A 20,563-nucleotide genomic window follows, 5' to 3' on the forward strand; every position below is an offset into this window, starting at 1 on the left:
GAGCCCCAAAAGCAAACCGGGCGGTGAGACCGCCCGGCTGTTGCTCTCTTCGACTATCGATGGGTTCCGTCGATGGCGCCCGGATCGTTTAATCGCGGAAATTACCGTACTTGATCGGAAAATCGGTAATCGATTTGGTGATCAACGCGATGCAACCCTGCAGATCGTCGCGTTTGGCACCCTGCACCCGCACCGTCTCGCCCTGGATCGAAGCCTGGACCTTCAGCTTGCCATCCTTGACCAGCTTGACGATCTTCTTGGCCAGCTCGCTGTCGATACCGTCCTTGATCTTCATTTCCTGCTTGACCTTGTTGCCGGAAACGCTGATCACCTTCTGATGATCCAGGCGCTTGACGCTCTCCTTTTCTTTTTTTTCCATGGCCGGAAAGAGGAGGTCCTTGATCTGGTCGAGCTGGAAGTCCGAATCGCCCCACAGGGTGATGACCTTGTCCTTGTCGTTCAGCTCAACCTTGGCAGTGGTGCCTTTGAAGTCGTAACGATTGTCGATCTGGCGTGAAACGACATCGACGGCGTTCTTCAACGCCACCATGTCGGTTTCGGAGGTGAAGTCAAAACTGGGCATGTCGCTTATCCAAAATGGCAAACATAGTGATACGGCTCGTCACAGGCAATCTCAAAGCTGGAATTGCCCGGCACGTTGAAAGACTGACCATCGCCATAGGTCTTCCATTCGCTCTCGCCCTTCAGCTTGACCCGGCAGGAACCGCCAACGCCTTCCATGATTTCCGGCGCACCGGTATTGAAGGTCAGGCTGGACGGCAGGATCACGCCAACCGTCTTTTTCGTGCCATCGGCCAGCACTACCGTGTGGCTGACGCACTTGCCGTCGAAATAAACGTTGGATTTTTTGACCACGGAAACGTTGTCGTATTGCGACATTTAAATACCCCAGAGTTTCTGAATGACTGCTTTGGCGACAAAGCCGACCATGCCGAAAGCCAGCACGAAGAACAGCACGAAGGTGCCTGTCTTGCCGGCTTTCGACTTCCAGGCGATCTCGCCGATGATGAACAGCATGAAAATGATAAAGGCTGCGACCCCCCAGGTTGAGCCGAAATCCGCAATTTGTTCTTCGGTTAAACCAAACAGGGTGTTGCCTTCCATTGTTTAAGCCTTACCGTTCTTGGCGCGCAGATTGGCAGCGATGCGCAGGCGCAGGGCGTTCAGCTTGATGAAGCCGGCCGCATCCTTCTGATCGTAGGCACCGGCATCGTCCTCGAAAGTGGCGATGGTCGGATCGAACAGCGAGTCGGTCTTCGAATCACGGCCGACGACGATGACGTTGCCTTTGTACAGCTTGACGCGGACGAAACCGTTGACGCAATGCTGGGTGTGATCGATCAGCACCTGCAAGGCCTGACGTTCCGGACTCCACCAGTAGCCGTTGTACACCAGGCTGGCGTAACGCGGCATCAGATCATCCTTGAGGTGAGCGACTTCGCGATCAAGGCAGACGGACTCGATGGCGCGGTGAGCGCGCAGCATGATCGTGCCGCCCGGGGTTTCGTAGCAGCCACGCGACTTCATGCCGACATAACGATTTTCCACCAGATCCAGACGGCCGATGCCGTGCTTGCCACCCAGTTCGTTGAGCTTGGCCAGAACCTTGGCCGGACTCATGCGCGTGCCGTTCAATGCAACGATGTCGCCTTTCTCATATTCGATGTCGAGATATTCGGCCTTGTCCGGTGCCGCTTCCGGCGAAACCGTCCAGCGCCACATCGACTCCTCGGCTTCCGCCGCCGGATTTTCCAGGTGACGGCCTTCGTAGGAAATGTGCAGCAGATTGGCGTCCATCGAGTACGGCGAACCGCCCTGCTTGTGCTTCATATCCACCGGAATGCCATGCTTTTCGGCATAGGCCATCAGCTTCTCGCGGGACAGCAGATCCCATTCACGCCACGGGGCGATAACCTTGATCCCCGGCTTCAGCGCATAGGCGCCCAGCTCGAAACGGACCTGATCGTTGCCCTTGCCGGTGGCGCCATGGGAAATGGCATCGGCCCCGGTGGCATTGACGATTTCGATCAGGCGCTTGGCGATCAGCGGACGGGCAATCGACGTGCCGAGCAGGTATTCGCCTTCATAGACGGTATTGCAGCGGAACATCGGAAAAACGAAATCGCGGACGAACTCTTCGCGCAGATCGTCGATGAAGATATTTTCCGGCTTGATACCGAACTGCAGCGCTTTGGCACGCGCCGGCTCAAGCTCTTCGCCCTGGCCGAGGTCGGCGGTAAAGGTGACCACTTCGCACTGATAGGTGTCCTGCAACCACTTCAGGATCACCGAGGTATCGAGACCGCCGGAGTAGGCCAGCACTGCTTTCTTGACGTCGCTCATTTCCGTTTCCTTGTTTCGTTTCAACTCGACCACTTAGCCGCTGATCCGGCCTAACATCAAATATTCCATCAACGCTTTCTGGACGTGCAACCGGTTCTCGGCCTCATCCCAGACGACGGATTGCGCACCATCGATCACCTCGGCAGTGACTTCCTCACCCCGGTGAGCGGGCAAGCAATGCATAAACAGCGCCCCCGGATTGGCGACGCGCATCATCTCGGCATCGACGCACCAATCGGCAAAAGCCTTGATCCGCGTTTCGTTTTCCGCCTCGAAACCCATCGAGGTCCACACATCGGTCGTCACCAGATCGGCGCCGCGGCAGGCATCCATCGGATCGGCAAAAACCTGGAAATGTGAGTGGTCGAAGACGCCAATCTGTTCAGGCTTGATCTCGTAACCAGGCGGCGTCGAAACATGCACCTTGAAATCCAGCACCTCGGCAGCTTGCAGCCAGGTATTGCACATATTGTTGGCATCACCCACCCAGGCGATCGTCTTGCCCTGAATCGAACCGCGATGCTCGATGTAGGTATAGATATCGGCCAGGATCTGGCACGGGTGATATTCGTTGGTCAGTCCATTGATCACCGGCACGCGCGAATTGGCCGCAAAGCGCTCGATGATGTCCTGCTCGAAAGTGCGGATCATCACGATATCGCTCATCCGCGAAATAACCTGCGCCGCGTCCTCGACCGGTTCGCCACGCCCCAGTTGCGAGTCCCGGGTATTCAGGTAGATCGCCGAACCGCCCAGCTGCTGCACGCCGGCTTCGAAAGAGAGACGAGTCCGCGTGCTGGCCTTTTCGAAAATCATCACCAGCGTCCGGTCGCTGAGCGGCCAGTACTTCTGATAGGACTTGAACTGGTTCTTGATCCAGCGCGTGCGCTCGAACACATACTCGAGCTCTTCGCGCGTGAAATCCTTGAATTGGAGAAAGTGTTTGATCGCCATGATTAGGCCGCCAGAAATTCCTTGATGAGAGGTGCGCTACGCTCGACCAGCTCTCTGGCCTCATTTTCGCTGAAGATCAACGGTGGCAACAAGCGGATGACCTTGTCAGCCGTCACATTGATCAGCAGCCCCGCCGCCAGAGCCTTGCCGACCAGTTCGCCACAGGGACGATCCAGCTCGACTCCGATCATCAGGCCGTGACCACGAATTTCGACCACCCCTTTGAGACCAGCCAGCGCCTCTGCCATCAACGAACGAATCAGGGCACCGACACGTTCGGCATTGGCCATCAAGCCATCCTGTTCGATGGTATCGATGGTCGTCAGGGCTGCGGTGCACGCCAGAGGATTGCCACCAAAAGTCGATCCGTGATTACCCGGTCCGAACAATCCGGCAGCCTTGCCACTTGCCATGCAGGCGCCGATAGGAACGCCGGACCCCAAACCTTTGGCCAGCGTAGCAACATCCGGCAAGATGCCGGCATGCTGGTAGCCGAACCACTTGCCGGTCCGCGCCATGCCGCACTGCACTTCGTCACAGATCAACAGCCAACCTTGCTCATCGCACAACTGACGCAAACCCTTCTGGAATTCGATGGAAGCAAGGTGAATCCCCCCTTCTCCCTGAACGATCTCCAGCATCACGGCAACCACATTCTTGTTGTGTTCAGCGACCGCCTTGATGGCCTCGAGGTCATCGTAGGGCACCCGGACAAAACCCGAGACCAGCGGTTCGAATCCGGCCTGTGCCTTGCGGTTACCGGTCGCCGACAGGGTTGCCATCGTCCGGCCATGGAAAGCCTTTTCCATGACGATGATGGTCGGTGACTCGACCCCCTTCTTGTGGCCGTAGAAACGCGCCAGTTTGATAGCTGCCTCGTTGGCTTCACAGCCTGAATTGCAGAAAAAGATATCCTGCATTCCGGAGAGCGCGGCAAGTTTGTCGGAAAGCTGCTCCTGTTCGCGGATACGATACAGGTTGGAGGTATGCAACATGCGGCCAGCTTGGGCGGCAATCGCCGAGACCAATCTGGGATGGGCATGGCCGAGTGTGGAAACGGCGATCCCGGACAACGCATCGAGGTATTCCTTACCCTCGACATCAATAATCCGGCTACCCTTGCCATGGCTGAAGGCCACCGGCAACCGGGCATAGGTATTCATGACATGCGACATGATGCAACCCCAAAAAACGAAAACGGCGGCCAATGCCGCCGGAACGACCGCTACTCAAACGGGCCGCAAAAGCCCAAAAGAGTTGCAGAAAGCTGAATGTTAAGTGAAAAATAGAGCCTTGTATAGAACGACAAAACCATGCGCTTAGCCATTTTCAATCAAAAGGGAGGCGTCGGAAAAACGACGACCGCGCTCAATCTTGGCGCCGCCCTGAGCCGTGCCGGCACGCCTCCGCTACTCCTCGACCTTGATCCCCAAGGCCACCTTTCCGGCATCCACGGCCAGGCTCCTCTGGAAGCCAATCGCAGCCTCTTTGCGTTTTACCAGGACTTGCACAGCCTGCATGAACTCGAAATTGACTGGCAAGACATAGGCCAACTGATTCCGGCTCACCAGCAACTCATCAAGGTAGACTCCATTTTCGGCAAGGGCCCGGCAATTCTCAACAAATTGCGGCTCGGCCTTGAGGCTGCGGAAACCAGCCGCCCGGAACGCCCCTGCCTCATCGACTGCTGCCCATACATCGGCGTTCTGGCGCTCAATGCCATATTCGCCTGCGATCGGTTATTGATTCCGATCTCGACCGATTATCTGTCGCTACAGGCCGCCGACCACATCACCCGCACCCTGCAGGTTCTCGAACCGGTACTTAAACGCCGGGTCGAACGCCGCTACCTGCTAACCCGCTTCGACCGCCGGCGGCGCATGAGCGACGACGTTCGCAACAAACTCCGGGAACGCTATAGTAATGAAGTCCTGCAGACGGTAATTTCCGAAAACGTCACGGTCGCCGAGAGTCCTTCGTTGAATCGTGATGTTTTCCGCCACAACGCCTCCAGCTCGGGCGCCAATGATTACAAGAGCCTGCTCGCGGAACTGATTGATCGCGGCGACTTGTAGCCTACGATGCGACAATCAGATCGACCACGTCCTCGTAATTCATATGGGCGTTTCGCCCAACCAAAGCAGCCCGGCGAAGCTCACAGTCAAGTACTTGGCACTCGTTGTAAATTTGTTGCAATTTGCGCCGCGCGTCATCTTCATCCCGACCAAAAAAGGACAGGTTCTCAACAACTACACCACTTCGCGTACGGATCCGGAAAAAATACTTGCTGATCGAGACTGACTGCATAAAGCCCCCACAGATCAAAGCGCTGGGTCCAGTATATGTAGTGAATTCTGCAAAAACAATCTATCGCCCTAATGCAAAAGACGATTTTCTAGAATTATGGCAAAGCTGCCACAGCAAGTAGCCTTCTGCTAGAATGCCGAAAACAATGGTCGCAACGCCCGAAAACGCAGAGTAGAACAATGACAACACCAGAATCGACCACTTTTATCATTGTCGGCCTCACCAAACAGGGAAAGAAGTTTCGCCCCAGTGACTGGGCGGAACGGCTCTGTGGCGTGATGTCGGCTTTTGGTGCCGAGCGCAAGATGAAATACTCCCCCTACGTTGGCCCCGGCGACTACAACGGCGAAAAGGCCGTCTTCGTTGACGGTCGCCTCGGCGAAATCGAACCCATGGCCTACCGCTTCATGCTCAACTTCGCCCAAGACAACGATCTGCAAATCACCGACGGCGTCTGCTCCATCGAAGACAAAAAATAGACATAGCGAACACAGAAACAAAAAAGGCGCCCGAAGGCGCCATTTTTATTGGATCAATTCTGATCAGGCAGCAGCAGAAATTGCCTTGATCTGAGCAGACAGGCGACTCTTGGTACGAGAAGCCTTGTTCTTGTGAATGATCTTCTTATCCGAAATGCGATCAAGAACCGCGACGGATTGCTGAAATACGCCTTGAGCTGCGACTTTGTCGCCAGCTTCGATCGCTTGGCGAACGCGTTTGATCGCGGTACGAAGAGTCGAACGCAGGCTGGCGTTATGGGAACGCTGCCCGTCAGCTTGACGGGCGCGCTTGCGGGCTTGTGCGCTATTGGCCATTAATATGCTCTCAAGTAAAATGGAGTAAACGGTGGATTATATAAATTTTTTCTTCCAAAAGCAAGCATCACCGCCGAGCTTTTTCTCTTGCGGAAAATGGATTTCCTAGCAACTCGTCATCACTGGGGGGCTCCAAGCGAATACGCAAACGACTCCGGACTGCCCATTTCCCGACCCCCCCAGGTTCAAACCGTATTTGCTTGAAGCGATTCGCCACCTCTTCCACTACAAATCTTGGCAGAGACGAACCCAGAATCAAAACGTCATCAATTTCGCCCGATGACGATATCAGCAAAATAATTTCAGCCTCGCCGACAACCCGTCCCATCCCACGAAAGCTGATCGATGTATCCACCGCAGACAGAGGCCGTGGAATACGATCCAAGCGACTCGGTGGCAAGTAGTCATCAACAGACAAGGCCAACACGGGTGATTTATCTATATTTCCAACAATTCCTTGCTCCCTAATGACGGGCGGCTCAATGACTGTGGGCCAGGATAACTCCTGAGCATATGGTAAGGGCTTGATTTTTTCGAGAGGGATAGATCCAGCCTCCGGATAGCGCCTTAGAGTTACATTAAACTGCTGAGAAGAGGACGCGAATTGGTCAGATCCTACATCTTTTGCGACCCGAAATTCGAGCAACATAAAAATGACGGCATGTACAATCAACGAGAGTGTGATACATGCACTCAGAAGGCGCACATTAAACATGTGTCGATTATAAAGTGATAAAAATCAAAATAGTATTCGATTTATTTACCGCTCGTCGGGATAGGCAGTCCTTTAGTCACCGAAGACTTGGGAACTCGCAACTGAGTTACTAGGATAGAAAACAAGGGGGAGATTATGAGGAATTTGCAACATTCAGGATTTACCTTAATTGAGTTGCTGATTGTCGTTACCATCGTAGGAATACTTGCGGCAATTGCAGTTCCGAGCTTCACAACCATGATGCTCAATAACCGGTTGACAACAGCAACAAACGATCTTCTGGCCGATCTCGCCTTGGCGCGCTCAGAGTCTGCTCGGCAAGGCAAACGAGTGACACTGTGTATCAGTTCCGACGGCACATCCTGCGCAACCGGTTCAGCATGGCAAAGTGGCAGAATCATTTTTGTCGATGAAAGCACTTCGGGAACAATTGGCTCAGTTGATGCTGGCGAAAATGTCCTTCGAAAAACCGCCACTGACACGGGCAGTAGAGTCAAAATCACCGCATCAGGTTTTACCAACTCATCCGGTACGGCGACAAACAACTACATTCAGTATCGTCCGTCCGGCGCTCTCAATTCCACGGCTCCAGGCACATTTACTATTTGCGATCACAGAACCGCCAATGTCGGTCGAACGATTGTAATTACCGCGACGGGCAGAGCCGCCCTAACCTCATCTACAGCCAGTTGCTCATGAGTGCAAAAATTCAATCCTCTCGCGGCTTTTCCATGATTGAAGTGATGGTGACCATTGTCGTTGTCGCCTTTGGGCTTCTTGGTTTAGCCAGCTTGGTCTTACGTGGCTTGCAAGCCGGCTCCGATTCGAAAAATAGAACCACGGCCGTCACACAAACTTACGACATGGCCGACCGAATGCGCAGCAATCCCAACGGGGTCAAGGCTGGCGATTACAACAATCTCATCCCAAGCGGCTCGGCCTCTGCTTGCGCCACGTTATTGAGCGCTATTCGTAACGGTGGTAGTGGCACACCAGTGGTTGGCGTCGGGAGCACTCCAACCTGCTCCGGAACGGGGGCAACCTACGACAAGAACTGCTGGCAACTGGCAAATAAGCAACAACTCCCCTCGGGCGCAGGTGCTGTCTGCAAAGAAGCGACTGAAAACTGGTATGCCATCTTCGTTTCCTGGGATGAAAGCCGGACGGGAGCTACGAACAAAACCTTCTGGATCATTTTCGAACCATGAGCAACCAACGTCATTACTCCAACGTCACCCAGCGTGGCCTGACCCTCATCGAATTGATGATTGCACTGACCATCGGCCTGTTCTTGATCGGCGCTGTTTCAGCACTCTTTGTCAATACACGAAAGGGGTTTGATTACTCCAACGAAGTTGCCCAATTACAGGAAACAGGGCGTTTTGCCTTGGAAGCGATTAGCCGAGACGTGCGGATGGCAGGATATAACGGTTGCGGGCGAACTGTAACGACCGCAAACGTCGTCAATAACGCCAGCACCAACCCCCTACTGGATTTCTCGACACCTATTCGTGGTTATGAAGGCGGGGTAGACGCTCTACCAACAGCATTGACTGCTGCTGGAGCGCTCAGTGGCACTGACGCCATCATTCTCATCGGCGCAAGCAACGGCGACATTGTCGTCCAATCGCACAATCCTCCGGCGGCACAGATCAATACCAATACCCACTCAATAAAACCAGGAGAAATTCTACTGATTACCGACTGTTCAAAAGCTTCAATTTTCCAGATGACAGGCCCAACTAACAATAATAACAATGCAACAAACCTCGTACATAACACCGGAACGGGAACTCCCGGTAACTGCACCAAGTTTCTAGGCGCAAGTTGTCCCAGCGCAAGTTCCTATACATACAAGCCAGGCTCTATGATGCTGCGCCTTTCTTCAAGCGCTTATTTCATCGGCAACTCGACCCTCGGCAATGGCACTCGCTCGCTTTATGCAATGGAGCTTGAAGGAACAACGACAGGAACTTCGATTGCCCGTGAGTTGTTGGTTGGCGTAGATGACATGCAACTTGTCTATGGCGTGGACTCCGATAATGATGGAACCGTCAATAGTTTTGCGACAGCCAATAACGTTACTAACTGGTCTCAGGTGGTTTCCGTCAAAGTATCCCTCTTGGTGCGCTCGACACGAACCAATTTAGCAACCGGTAACCAGCCGTACATATACACGACTACCGCTGGCAGTTCTGCCGAGACAGCGGTTACTCCAAGCGATGGGATATTACGCCGTGTATTTACGGAAACCATCGTCGCCCGTAACCGAACCCTGTAATGACCGGTCATGAATAACATCACTCCAACCCAATTGAGCGCAGCCAATCGCCAACTCGGCTTCGTTTTGGTCACCGCAGTCATGTTACTGGCTATTTTGACCATTGTGATTCTGTCGATGCTACGCACTACCATCCTCGAAGAGCGCATGGTCGGCAACAGTCGCGACTGGAATAACGCTTTTCAAGCAGCCGAGGCAGCCCTGAGGGATGCTGAACGAGAAATCCTAACCGGCAGCCGAGTATCGGGCCAAACCGGATTTGTGGAGGGGTGCAGCAGCACAGGCTTGTGCCTTCCTAACACGTGCCAGTCAAGTGCCAACTGCTCACCTATCTGGATACAACTAACTGATTCCGGATGGAAATCTGGCACAGGGACATCCAAGAGCCTTGCTTACGGTAGCCAGACCAGCGCCGCAGCCCTACCCGGCTTTAGCGCGCAACCCCGCTACATTATTGAAGCACTGTCTGTCACCACTGGCACAAACTCCGCAAAGACAACTCCCGGTGGAGCCACTACCAGCACGCTTTATCGCGTTACAGCCGTTGGTTTCGGATTGAATACCAGTAGCCGTGTCATGCTGCAGTCTGTTATTCGACCAAACAAGTAAAAGCAATCGCATTCCCTAGGAACGTGCCATGACAAATAACTGCGCCAAACACCAATCAATCTACATCAAGTTACTTACTTGCGCCGTCTCCGTCGCGAGTCTCTTCAACGTGACTATTTCAGAGGCCGCGACACTAACCAACTCGCCCTTGTTTATTACGGCCAGCCAGCCGCCGTTGATCATGTTGACCATGGCGCGCGACCACAAGCTTTACTACGAGGCCTACAATGATTACTCTGACCTCAATGGCGATGGCAATCTCGATGTCGGTTATAAGCCGGGGACGATCGAATATTACGGATACTTCGACTCATACAAGTGTTACTCATACAACAGTGGCGTATTTACACCGGAGGGGATGAGCGACCTTAGCGGTACGGTGTACAACAAAAAATGTACGGGTTCTGGCCGCGACTCCTGGTGGAGTGGCGACTTTCTGAACTACGTTACGACTTCTCGTATTGATGCTTTGCGCAAGGTTCTGTTTGGCGGCTACCGGAGCTCCGACCTCAACAACCAGACCATTCTCGAACGGACCTTCATCCCCCAGGACGCCCATAGCTGGGGCAAGGAGTACAAGAGCATTGCCGACGATGGTTATGACATTCGCGAGTACACGCCGCTGGTCCTCCCGGAAACCGGCAAACGCCATCTATTTGCCAATGTTACGCTGACGGGTTATGGTCAAGCGCCTTTGATGCGGCTATTGAACAACAACAGCTATCGCATCTGGGAATGGGTTTCAATCGAGCGGCCGGTTGCCGGCGCTGAATGTGCCACTGGAAACAACTCCCGCGCCAACTGTGCCACGACGGCAACGACTTATACGAGCAGCCCGAACTCGGCAACAGACTTCCAAACTCTGATCAACACCTTTGCGACAAGTGGCCATCAAACCGGCGTGCAAAATGCAACCACCATCGACGCCAGTGGAACAAGCATTAATCCATTTAGCAGCACGGATGATTATTATCTAGATGTTTTCCGCGGGACATTGACTGTTGCAACAGCAGGAAGCTATGAGCTTTCGGTCGATGGTGACGATGCTGTTGAATTGTGGGTTGATGGCGCCTTGATTGTCGGCTGGTACGGCGGGCATGGTGTTTGCGGAAACACTACTACCTGCCGTAACGATCATAAAGCGACGGTGACACTTAGTACTGGAACTCACAATATCGAATTCCGACATCAAGAACAGAGTGGTGGCGAAGGCTGGAAATTCTACTGGAAGGGAGCAGATAGCGGCGATGCTTGGCAAATTGTACCAGCCGCCAAGCTAAGCAACCTGACGCAGACCTTTTACGATGTCGTCACTTCATCGTCGCAGATTACCGACTATAACGTCAGGGTGGAAGTATGCAAGACAATCAGCGGCCTCACTGCAGATGTCTACTTTGGCCGCGAAGGCAATTGTAAAGCGTACACCGATGGCTCAACAACTACCTATAAGCCAACCGGGGTCCTGCACAACTACGGCGAAAACAATGGCATGTTCTTTGGCCTAATGACCGGTTCTTACGATCAAAACACAAATGGCGGTGTGCTGCGCAAAGCCATATCGTCGATCACAAACGAAATTGAGACGACAACTGGCATCTTCAAGGAGTCAGGCAGCACCTGCGGCAGCAATGGAACAGCAGCCTGTGTGCTAGGCGTAATCGGCTCAATTAACCGCTTGCACATCACTAGCTTCGCCTATTCCAATCAACAATATGATTGCGGCTGGATCACCACCCGGCAGATGAACAACGGCGAATGCGAGATGTGGGGCAACCCGCTTGCCGAAATGATGTACGAAGCTGTTCGCTATTTTTCCGGTAGTACAACCGCAACAGCTGGCTTCACCACCAGCCACACGCGCGATGACGGCGTAACGCTTCCCGGCGGCGCAACAGGGCTACCGCGATTTACGACATGGACTGATCCTTATACCGCGACGCCAACAATCCCCATTCCAAACACAGGTCCATTCCCGAGTTGTTCCAAGCCATTCCTGATGTTAATCAGCGACGTTTATCCATCGTTTGACTCAGACAGTCTTCCAGGAAGCAACACCAATTTCGGCACTGTTGCTGCGACCAATATCAATAGTGCGTCGCTTGACGTCTCAGCAAGGGGGCAAGACCTCTGGAATCTGGAGTTTGGTGGGAATATTGCAACACCAGTAAGCAAAAATGTATTTATCGGACAAGTGGGTGCGACTTATGACGGCGCACCTTCCCCCAAAGCCGTCTCCAGCTTCGGCAATATTCGTGGGCTATCTCCCAGTGAACCAACTCGCCAAGGGAGCTATTACGCGGCCAGCATTGCCAACTTCGGTTTGGCCAATGATATCAATGGTGTTTCCGGCAATCAAAAACTAGGTACTTACGCCATAGCGCTCTCTTCGCCGCTACCAAGCATTCAGATTCCGATCCCGAACACAACGAGGTCGATAACGATCGTTCCGTTTGCCAAATCAGTTGGTGGCTCAAGCATTAGTGCGACGCAAGGAGACTTTCAACCAACCAATCAGATCGTTGACTTTTATGTAGACACGATCAAGAACACCACGGTAGGAAATCAGGATGCTACAGTGAACAGTGGCCGTGCCTATTACAAGTTCCGCATCAACTTTGAAGATGTGGAACAGGGCGCCGACCATGACATGGATGCCATTGCGGTCTATGAAGTCATGTTGAATGCCGACAATACGGTAACAGTCAAAGTCGAGTCGGTTTACGCTGCCGGCGGCATCATGCAGCACATGGGTTACGTGATCTCGGGCACCTCGGCCGACGGCATTTATCTTGTTGTTCGTGACGGTGACACTGCCTACACGAGCGATCCCGAATATTTCCTTGATCGCCCCAAAAGCTCTGATACTGGCACTGACTCCACTTACCATCTTCCCTTGCTTTCCAGTAGCGATGTCAATGTTCCCAACGCGAGCAATTATGCAAGCCGGACCTTTACCGCGAGTACCACATCGAGTTCTGCCACCACGCTACAGGATCCATTGTGGTATGCCGCAAAGTTCGGTGGTTTCAATGACATAAACGGCGATAACACACCGCAAACCAACGAGTGGGACGCAGATGGTGATGGCGTTCCTGACACCTACTTCCTAGTAGTAAATCCATTGAAATTACTGGCCCAACTAAATAGTGCACTGTCCAAAATTCGCGACACCGCCGGCACGGCGGCAGCTGCAACTGCCAACTCATTTACACTGCAGAGCGATACACAGATCTTTCTTGGGCGCTTCAACAGTGACGGCTGGAGCGGTGAATTGCTGGCATACCCCGTCACGGCGACCAGCATTAATAATCCTTCTTGGCAAGCGCAACTGAAGTTGGCAAGCAAAATGCCAACGTCCAGAACAATTCTGACTTATGACCCTGATCAGATCGGCGCAAAGGGTATTCCGTTCCGTTGGGCCAGCATGTCCTCGAGCGGAACAACCACCTTGCGAACATCGCTGAACATGACCTCATCAGGAACAGTCGATGCCCTTGGCTCCGATCGCGTCTCCTTCCTTCGCGGAGAGGGAATTTCCGGTATGCGTACGCGCCCGACGATATCCCTTACAACTATTACAGGAACCTGCTCTGGCACCTATACCTGCCCCACGGGCGGGGGCACTGCCAATTGCGAAGTCCAAAACGCCCAAGGCGGCGTCGACATTGTCGGAACCGTCACCTGTACTCCGACTAGTCAGCCTAATCGCCTTGGCGACATCATCAACTCACAGTCCCAATATGTTGGTCGCCCCAACGCCGGGCATGGCGATTCCAGTTATGCCAAATTTGCCAGCGACTACGATGCCACATCAAACACTACTGGCAAGGGAGACCGTACATCGATGCTCTACGTCGGTGCCAATGACGGCATGCTGCATGGTTTCAACGCAACTAGCGGGGAAGAGCTTCTCGCTTATGTCCCCGGTGAAATGTATCGTCTGCGCAATAGTCGTTGGATATTGAACAAATTGACTGAAGTCGACTATGGCAAACAGGGCAGTGCAAATACCCATCGCTACTACGTCGATGGAACACCGACAATCGGTGACATCTGTACAAGTAACGACGTCGGCCTTTGTCCCGATGGCAACTGGCGCTCATTGCTGGTTGGCTCGCTCGGTGCTGGCGGGCAGGGAGTTTATGCTCTCGATGTCACCAACCCCGCCAACTTCTCCGAAGGCAATGCGTCGTCTCTCGTCAAGTGGGAATTTTCCGACAAGAATGATGCCGACATGGGCTACACGATTGGGCGACCATATATTGTCCGTTTGTGCACTGATCGACTAAATGACAATTCCTGCGAAAAATGGAGCTGGTTTGTTCTGATAAACAACGGCTACAACAACAGGGAAGCCGACGGACACGTTAGCTCTTCTGGCGATGCAGCTTTATTCGTACTCGACGCAAACACCGGTGCATTGGTCAAAAAGATCAATGTGCTGGAGGGAGACACCACCACCAGTGGGCCGAATGGTCTCTCTGAAATTGCCCCCATCGATATTGATGGCGACGGCGTAGTTGACTATGTCTATGCTGGCGACTTGAAGGGCAATCTCTGGCGTTTCGATCTATCTGCTGAAAGCTCCAACAACTGGGAAATATCCCTTGGCACCGCAGCCAACCCAGCGCCGGTTTATGTGGCCAAGGATGAACAGTCTCCCCGTGTTCGCCAGCCGATTACCACAGCACCTGATGCAATCCTCCATCCCAATGGGACAGGCTTGCTAGTGACATTCGGAACAGGCAGCTACCTATTCACCAATGATGACCAGACGAATCAGGTGCAGACTGTTTATGGTGTCTGGGACAAACTTGACGGAAATGCAATTACTTCGACGGATCGAACTAATCTGCAAGAGCAAGAAGTTATCACCGCTACGGTAACAGCCACTTCAAGCTTCTCCTTTGGCGGCACCACCACAACTGAAACCTCGACCTATCGAACCCTGACAAACAACCCCGTCGACTGGACCTCCAAGCGAGGCTGGTACTTCAACCTACCGGACACCAAGGAACGAGTTAGCTTCAACCCCGAAATTCGTGGTGGCAGTATCCTGCGCGTGGTCAGCGTCGTTCCATCTGACGACATCTGCTCGTCCGGTGGTTACTCTTGGGAATACTTCGTTGATGTGCTGACAGGAGGACGACTCACTTGGTCTGTTTACACCGCTATTCCGGGTTTACAGGATTTTGGCGGAGTCTCAGCGTATGCATCCGCACGCAAAAGTACAACAGGGATTACACCACCCGGGGTAATTGTCACCAACCCTAGTGGTGATGATGTGGAATACGATTTTGGCAGTAGCGGCCAAACCATAGTCAGCAAGAACATGGGTAAAGCCAAAGCCGGCCGCCTTGGCTGGCGAGAGATTCTGACTGATTGATAGATGGAGAAATCAATGAAGCAACGCGGTTTTACCTTGATCGAACTGATGGTTGTTGTCGCGATAGTCGGCATCTTGGCGTCAATCGCCTACCCTAGTTACACCGACTACGTTATGCGCTCGCGCCGCACCGATGCCAAATCTGCCTTGATGGCCGGAGCTCAACGTATGGAGAGGTTCTACACTGAGCGAATGACTTATAGCGCAGCGACACTCGGAACGGCAGCGGGCGATATTGCGCCGACAACCTCACCCGACGGGTTTTACACAATTGGCTTCGATACGACACCGACTGCTGGCACAGTCTGTAGCGCAACAGCAACCGCCAGTCCTTCCGCAACCGCTTTCAGGTTATGCGCCACACCAACCGGGACTCAGTCGAATGATAATTGCGGAACATTCTCACTGAGCAATGTCGGGAGCAGAACACCAACGACAGCGCGATGCTGGAATTAGATATAACTGATAACGGCCCCCCAGCCGTTAATCATTTCATTCGAGAGTAAGTTCTTTGGGCAATGGAAATGAGACCCCCTCTTCCACCCCCGCCAGCTGTTCAACCATTGCACCGGTGGACTTCTTGATATGCTCAACAACTCTTTCAACTAAAATCTCCGGAGCAGAAGCTCCTGCGGTAATACCAATACGAGTCTTGCCTTCCAGCCACTCAGGATAGATCTCCTCCGCTCCATCGACCAAGTAAGCATCAACGCCACGGGTCAAGGCGACCTCTCTGAGCCGTCGTGAGTTCGAACTATTTGGACTTCCGACCACAATGACCAAATCGCACTGTTCTGCAAGGACCTTGACGGCATCCTGGCGATTTTGTGTGGCGTAGCAGATATCGTCCTTCTTCGGCCCCTGAACCTTTGGGAAACGCTCCTTGAGTGCGGCAATAACCAAGGATGCATCGTCCACCGACAAGGTCGTCTGCGTAACAAAAGAGAGTTGATCTGGCGACTCGACCTTCAGGCCGGCAACTTCGCCAACCGTTTCAACCAGATACATCCCATCCCTGCTCTGCCCCATCGTCCCCTCGACTTCCGGATGCCCCTTGTGGCCGATCATAACGACTTCACGCGTCTGATTCCGCATCTTGCCGACCTCGACATGCACCTTGGTGACTAAGGGACAGGTCGCGTCGAAGACTTTCAGGCCGCGCTGCTCCGCCTCTTCACGCACCGCCTTCGAAACACCGTGAGCGCTGAAGATTACTGTGCTGCCAGACGGCACCTCACTCAACTCCTCGATAAAAACAGCCCCCTTGGCGCGCAGGTCGTCGCAGACGAACTTGTTGTGCACGACTTCGTGGCGAACATAGATCGGCGCACCGAATTTCTCCAGGGCGCGCTCGACGATGGCGATGGCACGTTCGACGCCGGCACAGAAGCCGCGGGGGTTGGCGAGGATGACTTGCATTTACATGATTCCGATGATTTCCACCTCGAAGCGGATCGTTTTTCCGGCCATCGGGTGATTAAAGTCGAACAGGGCATGCGTCGCATCCAGCTCGCGCAGGAAGCCCGCAAACGTGCCGCCGTTAGGGGCGGTGAATTCGACGACGGAATTCTCCTTGAGTTCCATCTCGGCCGGCAGGCCGCTGCGGGCGATGCGCTCGACCAGGCGCGGATTATGCTGACCGAAGGCCTCGTTCGGCTCGAGCTGGAAAACAAAACGCTCATGCGATGGCAGGCCGATCAACACCGATTCGAGATTCTCAGCCAGTTGGCCACTGCCCATCTGCAACGTCGCCGGACTCATGTCGAAGGTGGACAGGAACTCATCGCCATCCAGCGTCGAAATCCGGTAGTGCAGCGTCAGATAGCTGTCGGAACGAACGGTCGTCATGTATTTTTCTCCTCGGTTTTCTTGCCCGCGGCAGTCAGTTGCTCAAAAACGAGCAAAACTGCACCGACGGTGATCGCCGAATCCGCGATATTGAAGGCTGGCCAGTAGTAGCCGGCGGCGTGCCATTGGATGAAATCGACGACCGCCCCAAAGCGCACGCGGTCGATCACGTTGCCGAGCGCCCCGCCCATGACCAGCGCCAAAGCCAGCGACAGCAACTTTTGCTGCGGGTGCTGGCGCAACATGATGACAATCCAGCCGGAAATGCCAAGCGCCAGCGCGGTAAAGAACCAGCGCTGCCACCCCGCCTGGTCGGCCAGGAAGCTGAAGGCGGCACCGGGGTTGTAGGTCAGCACCCAGTTCCAGAAGGGTGCGACGTAAATCGTTTCGCCGAAATGGATATTTTCCAGAACCAGCCACTTGCTGAGCTGATCGAGAATGACGACAAGCCCGGCCAGGGCATACCAGCGCTTCGCATCAGGCACGGTCACGAACCTCGCCAGCCCCGTAAAGGTTGCTGATGCAGCGGCCACACAGGGTTGGATGTTCGGCACTGGCGCCGACATCCTCGCGGACATGCCAGCAGCGTTCGCACTTGCCATGTTCGAGCGGCGTCGCGATGACTTGCTCGACCTCGGCCTTGACGACTGCGGTGGCTGAGCAAATAAGGACGAATTTCAGGTCGTCGCCAAGCGCCGCCAGGGCAGCGTATTTTTCGCCGGTGCAATGGATTTCCACCGCCGCCTGCAGCGCCGAACCGATCTTGCCGGCTTCGCGCTGGGCTTCCAGCGCCTTGGTCACTTCAGCCCGGGCCGTGCGGACCAGCGCCCACTTGGCTAGCAGTTCGCCCTCGCCTTCCGGCTTCGGCAGGTCGTGCCAGAGGTGGAACATCACGGAATCGTCAGCCTGATTGCCCAGCACCTGCCAGACTTCTTCGGCGGTGAATGAGGTGATCGGCGCCAGCACGCGGACGAAGCTCTGCGTGATGTGCCACAACGCCGACTGCGCCGAGCGGCGGGCCTTCGACTTTGGTGCCGTGGTGTACAGGCGGTCCTTCAGGATATCGAGATAGAAGCCGCCGAGGTCTTCGGAGCAGAAGGTTTGCAGCGCCTGGACCACGCGGTGGAATTCGTAGCGATCGTAGTCGCCTCGGCAAGAGTCCTGCAGTTGCCGCGTCAGAGCCAGTGCATAGCGGTCGATTTCCAGCCATTCCTCGACCGGCAGCATGTCTGCCGTGGCGTCGAAGTCGGAAACGTTGGCGAGCAGGAAACGCAGCGTATTGCGGATGCGCCGATAACCTTCGACGACGCGCTTGAGGATTTCGTCGGAAATCGTCAGTTCACCGGAGTAGTCGGTCGACGCGGTCCACAGGCGCAGGATGTCGGCGCCCATCTTGTCGGAAACCTGCTGCGGCGCGATGACGTTGCCCTTCGACTTCGACATCTTGTGGCCCTTGCCATCGACCACGAAGCCATGGGTGAGCAGTGCCTTGTACGGCGCCCGACCATCGATGGCGCAGCCGGAGAGCAGCGAGGACTGGAACCAGCCGCGATGCTGGTCGGAGCCTTCAAGATAAAGATCGGCCGGATAGGCCAACTGGGCGGCGTGCGATCCGCGCAGCACGTGCCAGTGCGTCGTACCGGAATCGAACCAGACGTCGAGCGTGTCCTTCATCTTGATGTACTGGTCGGCCTCGGCACCGAGCAGTTCGGCGGCATCCAGACTGAACCAGGCTTCGATGCCGGCTTTTTCAACCCGCAGGGCGACCTGTTCGATCAGTTCGGCCGTGCGCGGATGCGGCTGCGCCGTCTCCTTGTGAAGGAAGAAGGGAATCGGCACGCCCCAGTTGCGCTGGCGGGAAACACACCAGTCCGGCCGGGTGCGCATCATCGCCTCCAGGCGGGCGCGGCCCCAGGCCGGGAAGAACTGGGTTTCATCGACGGCGCGCTCTGCTATCCAGCGCAGCGTCGAGGCATTTTCGTCCTTCTTGTGTTCCATACCGATGAACCACTGCGTCGTCGCCCGGAAGATGATCGGCGTCTTGTGACGCCAGCAATGCGGATAGCTGTGCTGGATTCGCTCGCTCTTGAGCAGCCGGCCGGCGGATTCGAGTTCCTGCAGGACCAGCGGATTGGCTTCCCATACCGTCTTGCCGGCCAGTTCGCCGACCGACAGCGCCGGCGTATTGCCAAGGAAGCGGCCGTCGTTGCCGACCGGATTATTCACCGGCAAACCGTATTTCTTGCCGATGGTGAAGTCGTCCGCACCATGCGCCGGCGCGGTGTGCACCAGACCGGTACCGGCTTCGGTGGTGACGTGGGTGCCGCAGATGATGGCAACGTCGCGGTTCTGGAACGGGTGCTTCAACAGAATCTGGTCAAGCTGGACGCCGCTACAGGAGCCGAGGACCGTGCCGTTCAGGTCATAACGCTTGAGACAGGCTTCGGCCAGTTCGCGAACCAGGATCAGCGCGCCCTTCTCCGTCTCGACCAGGTCATAGGTCAGTTCCGGATGGACGCTGACCGCTTCGTTGGCCGGCAGCGTCCACGGCGTTGTCGTCCAAATCACCGCAAAAGCCGGGCCGCGCAGATGAGACAGGCCAAAGGCGGCGGCCAGCTTGTCGGCATGGTTGTCATGGACGGCAAACGCCACATCGATGGCCGGCGAATTCTTGTCCTCGTACTCGACCTCGGCTTCGGCCAGCGCCGAACCGCAATCCAGACACCAGTTGACCGGCTTCAAGCCCTGATACAGGTAGCCCTGTTCGAGGATCTTGCCGAGCGCCCGCATTTCATCGGCTTCGGCCTTGAAATTCATGGTCAGGTAGGGATTGTTCCATTCACCCAGCACACCGAGGCGGATGAAATCCTTCTTCTGGCGTTCGACCTGTTCTGCCGCGTAGGCACGGCTCAGTTCGCGCACCTTGTCGGCGGGAATGTTCTTGCCGTGCAGTTTTTCAATCTGATGCTCGATCGGCAGGCCATGGCAATCCCAGCCCGGCACATAGGGTGCGTCGAAACCGGAGAGGGTTTTCGAGCGGACGATGATGTCCTTGAGAATCTTGTTGACCGCATGACCGATGTGGATATCGCCATTGGCGTAAGGCGGACCATCGTGCAGGACAAAGCGCGGACGGCCGGCACAAACCTCGCGGATGCGCTCGTAGAGCTTGTTCTGCTGCCACAGGCCGACCCATTGCGGCTCACGCTTGGGCAGATCGCCGCGCATCGGAAAAGCGGTATCCGGCAGGTTCAGGGTGTCTTTGTAATCAGCCATTTTGCGTG

The 20,563-nt window shown here is 54.9% G+C and carries 20 protein-coding genes; 8 read left to right on the forward strand and 12 right to left on the reverse strand.

Translation table 11 applies throughout. The features are described 5' to 3' along the window. Positions 1-88: 88 nt before the first annotated feature. The 6 genes from ACLIKD_RS12620 to ACLIKD_RS12645 are packed head-to-tail and all read right to left on the reverse strand — an operon-like array spanning position 89 to position 4,493. Positions 89-583, reverse strand: a complete 495-nt coding sequence (locus ACLIKD_RS12620) for a YajQ family cyclic di-GMP-binding protein (protein WP_428825345.1) — start codon at positions 581-583, stop codon at positions 89-91. Positions 584-588: 5 nt separating this feature from the next. Then, positions 589-900 (reverse strand): pyrimidine/purine nucleoside phosphorylase, encoded by a 312-nt coding sequence (locus tag ACLIKD_RS12625; protein ID WP_226416561.1) that lies wholly within the window; start codon positions 898-900, stop codon positions 589-591. Beyond that, positions 901-1,125, reverse strand: coding sequence for a DUF2788 domain-containing protein (locus ACLIKD_RS12630; RefSeq protein WP_226416562.1), 225 nt, complete (start codon positions 1,123-1,125; stop codon positions 901-903). Between the two features lie 3 nt (positions 1,126-1,128). Next, the gene (locus ACLIKD_RS12635) at positions 1,129-2,364 is read right to left on the reverse strand and encodes an argininosuccinate synthase (protein WP_226471264.1); all 1,236 of its coding nucleotides are present in this window, start codon (positions 2,362-2,364) and stop codon (positions 1,129-1,131) included. A 33-nt stretch (positions 2,365-2,397) separates the two neighbouring features. Further along, positions 2,398-3,318 (reverse strand): ornithine carbamoyltransferase, encoded by a 921-nt coding sequence (gene argF / locus ACLIKD_RS12640; protein WP_428825346.1) that lies wholly within the window; start codon positions 3,316-3,318, stop codon positions 2,398-2,400. Between the two features lie 2 nt (positions 3,319-3,320). Continuing rightward, the gene (locus ACLIKD_RS12645) at positions 3,321-4,493 is read right to left on the reverse strand and encodes an aspartate aminotransferase family protein (protein ID WP_428825347.1); all 1,173 of its coding nucleotides are present in this window, start codon (positions 4,491-4,493) and stop codon (positions 3,321-3,323) included. Between the two features lie 138 nt (positions 4,494-4,631). Between ACLIKD_RS12645 and ACLIKD_RS12650 the strand changes: the two genes are divergently transcribed. Continuing rightward, the gene (locus ACLIKD_RS12650; protein ID WP_428825348.1) at positions 4,632-5,393 is read left to right on the forward strand and encodes a ParA family protein; all 762 of its coding nucleotides are present in this window, start codon (positions 4,632-4,634) and stop codon (positions 5,391-5,393) included. A 411-nt stretch (positions 5,394-5,804) separates the two neighbouring features. Then, complete coding sequence (locus tag ACLIKD_RS12655; RefSeq protein ID WP_226416567.1) at positions 5,805-6,104, forward strand: DUF3579 domain-containing protein; 300 nt, start codon at positions 5,805-5,807, stop codon at positions 6,102-6,104. A gap of 63 nt (positions 6,105-6,167) precedes the next feature. On the opposite strand, the gene rpsT is transcribed toward ACLIKD_RS12655, so the two are convergent. Continuing rightward, complete coding sequence (rpsT, locus tag ACLIKD_RS12660) at positions 6,168-6,440, reverse strand: 30S ribosomal protein S20 (protein ID WP_428825349.1); 273 nt, start codon at positions 6,438-6,440, stop codon at positions 6,168-6,170. Positions 6,441-6,507: 67 nt separating this feature from the next. Next, positions 6,508-7,155 (reverse strand): hypothetical protein, encoded by a 648-nt coding sequence (locus ACLIKD_RS12665; RefSeq protein ID WP_428825350.1) that lies wholly within the window; start codon positions 7,153-7,155, stop codon positions 6,508-6,510. Between the two features lie 135 nt (positions 7,156-7,290). Between ACLIKD_RS12665 and ACLIKD_RS12670 the strand changes: the two genes are divergently transcribed. Genes ACLIKD_RS12670 through ACLIKD_RS12695 form a run of 6 tightly spaced genes read left to right on the forward strand, consistent with a single transcriptional unit; the run spans position 7,291 to position 15,887 of the window. After that, positions 7,291-7,854 (forward strand): GspH/FimT family pseudopilin, encoded by a 564-nt coding sequence (locus tag ACLIKD_RS12670; RefSeq protein WP_428825351.1) that lies wholly within the window; start codon positions 7,291-7,293, stop codon positions 7,852-7,854. Continuing rightward, a complete protein-coding gene (gene pilV / locus ACLIKD_RS12675) occupies positions 7,851-8,363 on the forward strand; it encodes a type IV pilus modification protein PilV (protein WP_428825352.1) in 513 nt (170 codons plus the stop codon). The genes ACLIKD_RS12670 and pilV overlap by 4 nt, the downstream gene beginning before the upstream one ends. After that, positions 8,360-9,436: a PilW family protein gene (locus tag ACLIKD_RS12680; protein WP_428825353.1), complete on the forward strand. Its 1,077-nt coding sequence runs from the start codon at positions 8,360-8,362 to the stop codon at positions 9,434-9,436. Before pilV ends, ACLIKD_RS12680 begins: the two co-directional genes overlap by 4 nt. A gap of 9 nt (positions 9,437-9,445) precedes the next feature. Beyond that, positions 9,446-10,045: a pilus assembly PilX family protein gene (locus tag ACLIKD_RS12685; RefSeq protein ID WP_428825354.1), complete on the forward strand. Its 600-nt coding sequence runs from the start codon at positions 9,446-9,448 to the stop codon at positions 10,043-10,045. 28 nt (positions 10,046-10,073) lie between these two features. After that, the gene (locus ACLIKD_RS12690) at positions 10,074-15,431 is read left to right on the forward strand and encodes a PilC/PilY family type IV pilus protein (protein ID WP_428825355.1); all 5,358 of its coding nucleotides are present in this window, start codon (positions 10,074-10,076) and stop codon (positions 15,429-15,431) included. 48 nt (positions 15,432-15,479) lie between these two features. Then, entirely contained in the window at positions 15,480-15,887 is a 408-nt protein-coding gene (locus ACLIKD_RS12695) for a type IV pilin protein (RefSeq protein WP_428828340.1), read from the forward strand. Between the two features lie 36 nt (positions 15,888-15,923). Here the strand turns inward: ACLIKD_RS12695 and ispH are convergent, their stop codons facing one another. Genes ispH through ileS form a run of 4 tightly spaced genes read right to left on the reverse strand, consistent with a single transcriptional unit; the run spans position 15,924 to position 20,555 of the window. Then, positions 15,924-16,850, reverse strand: coding sequence for a 4-hydroxy-3-methylbut-2-enyl diphosphate reductase (gene ispH, locus ACLIKD_RS12700; RefSeq protein WP_428825356.1), 927 nt, complete (start codon positions 16,848-16,850; stop codon positions 15,924-15,926). After that, positions 16,851-17,279, reverse strand: coding sequence for an FKBP-type peptidyl-prolyl cis-trans isomerase (locus tag ACLIKD_RS12705; RefSeq protein WP_428825357.1), 429 nt, complete (start codon positions 17,277-17,279; stop codon positions 16,851-16,853). Continuing rightward, on the reverse strand, positions 17,276-17,764 hold the full coding sequence (gene lspA / locus ACLIKD_RS12710) for a signal peptidase II (RefSeq protein ID WP_428828341.1): 489 nt from the start codon (positions 17,762-17,764) through the stop codon (positions 17,276-17,278). The genes ACLIKD_RS12705 and lspA overlap by 4 nt, the downstream gene beginning before the upstream one ends. Then, positions 17,757-20,555, reverse strand: coding sequence for an isoleucine--tRNA ligase (ileS, locus tag ACLIKD_RS12715; protein WP_428825358.1), 2,799 nt, complete (start codon positions 20,553-20,555; stop codon positions 17,757-17,759). The genes lspA and ileS overlap by 8 nt, the downstream gene beginning before the upstream one ends. Between the last annotated feature and the right edge of the window lie 8 nt (positions 20,556-20,563).

Origin of the sequence: Azonexus sp. IMCC34842 (assembly GCF_050368855.1) — a bacterium.
Taxonomy (GTDB): domain Bacteria; phylum Pseudomonadota; class Gammaproteobacteria; order Burkholderiales; family Rhodocyclaceae; genus Azonexus; species Azonexus denitrificans_A.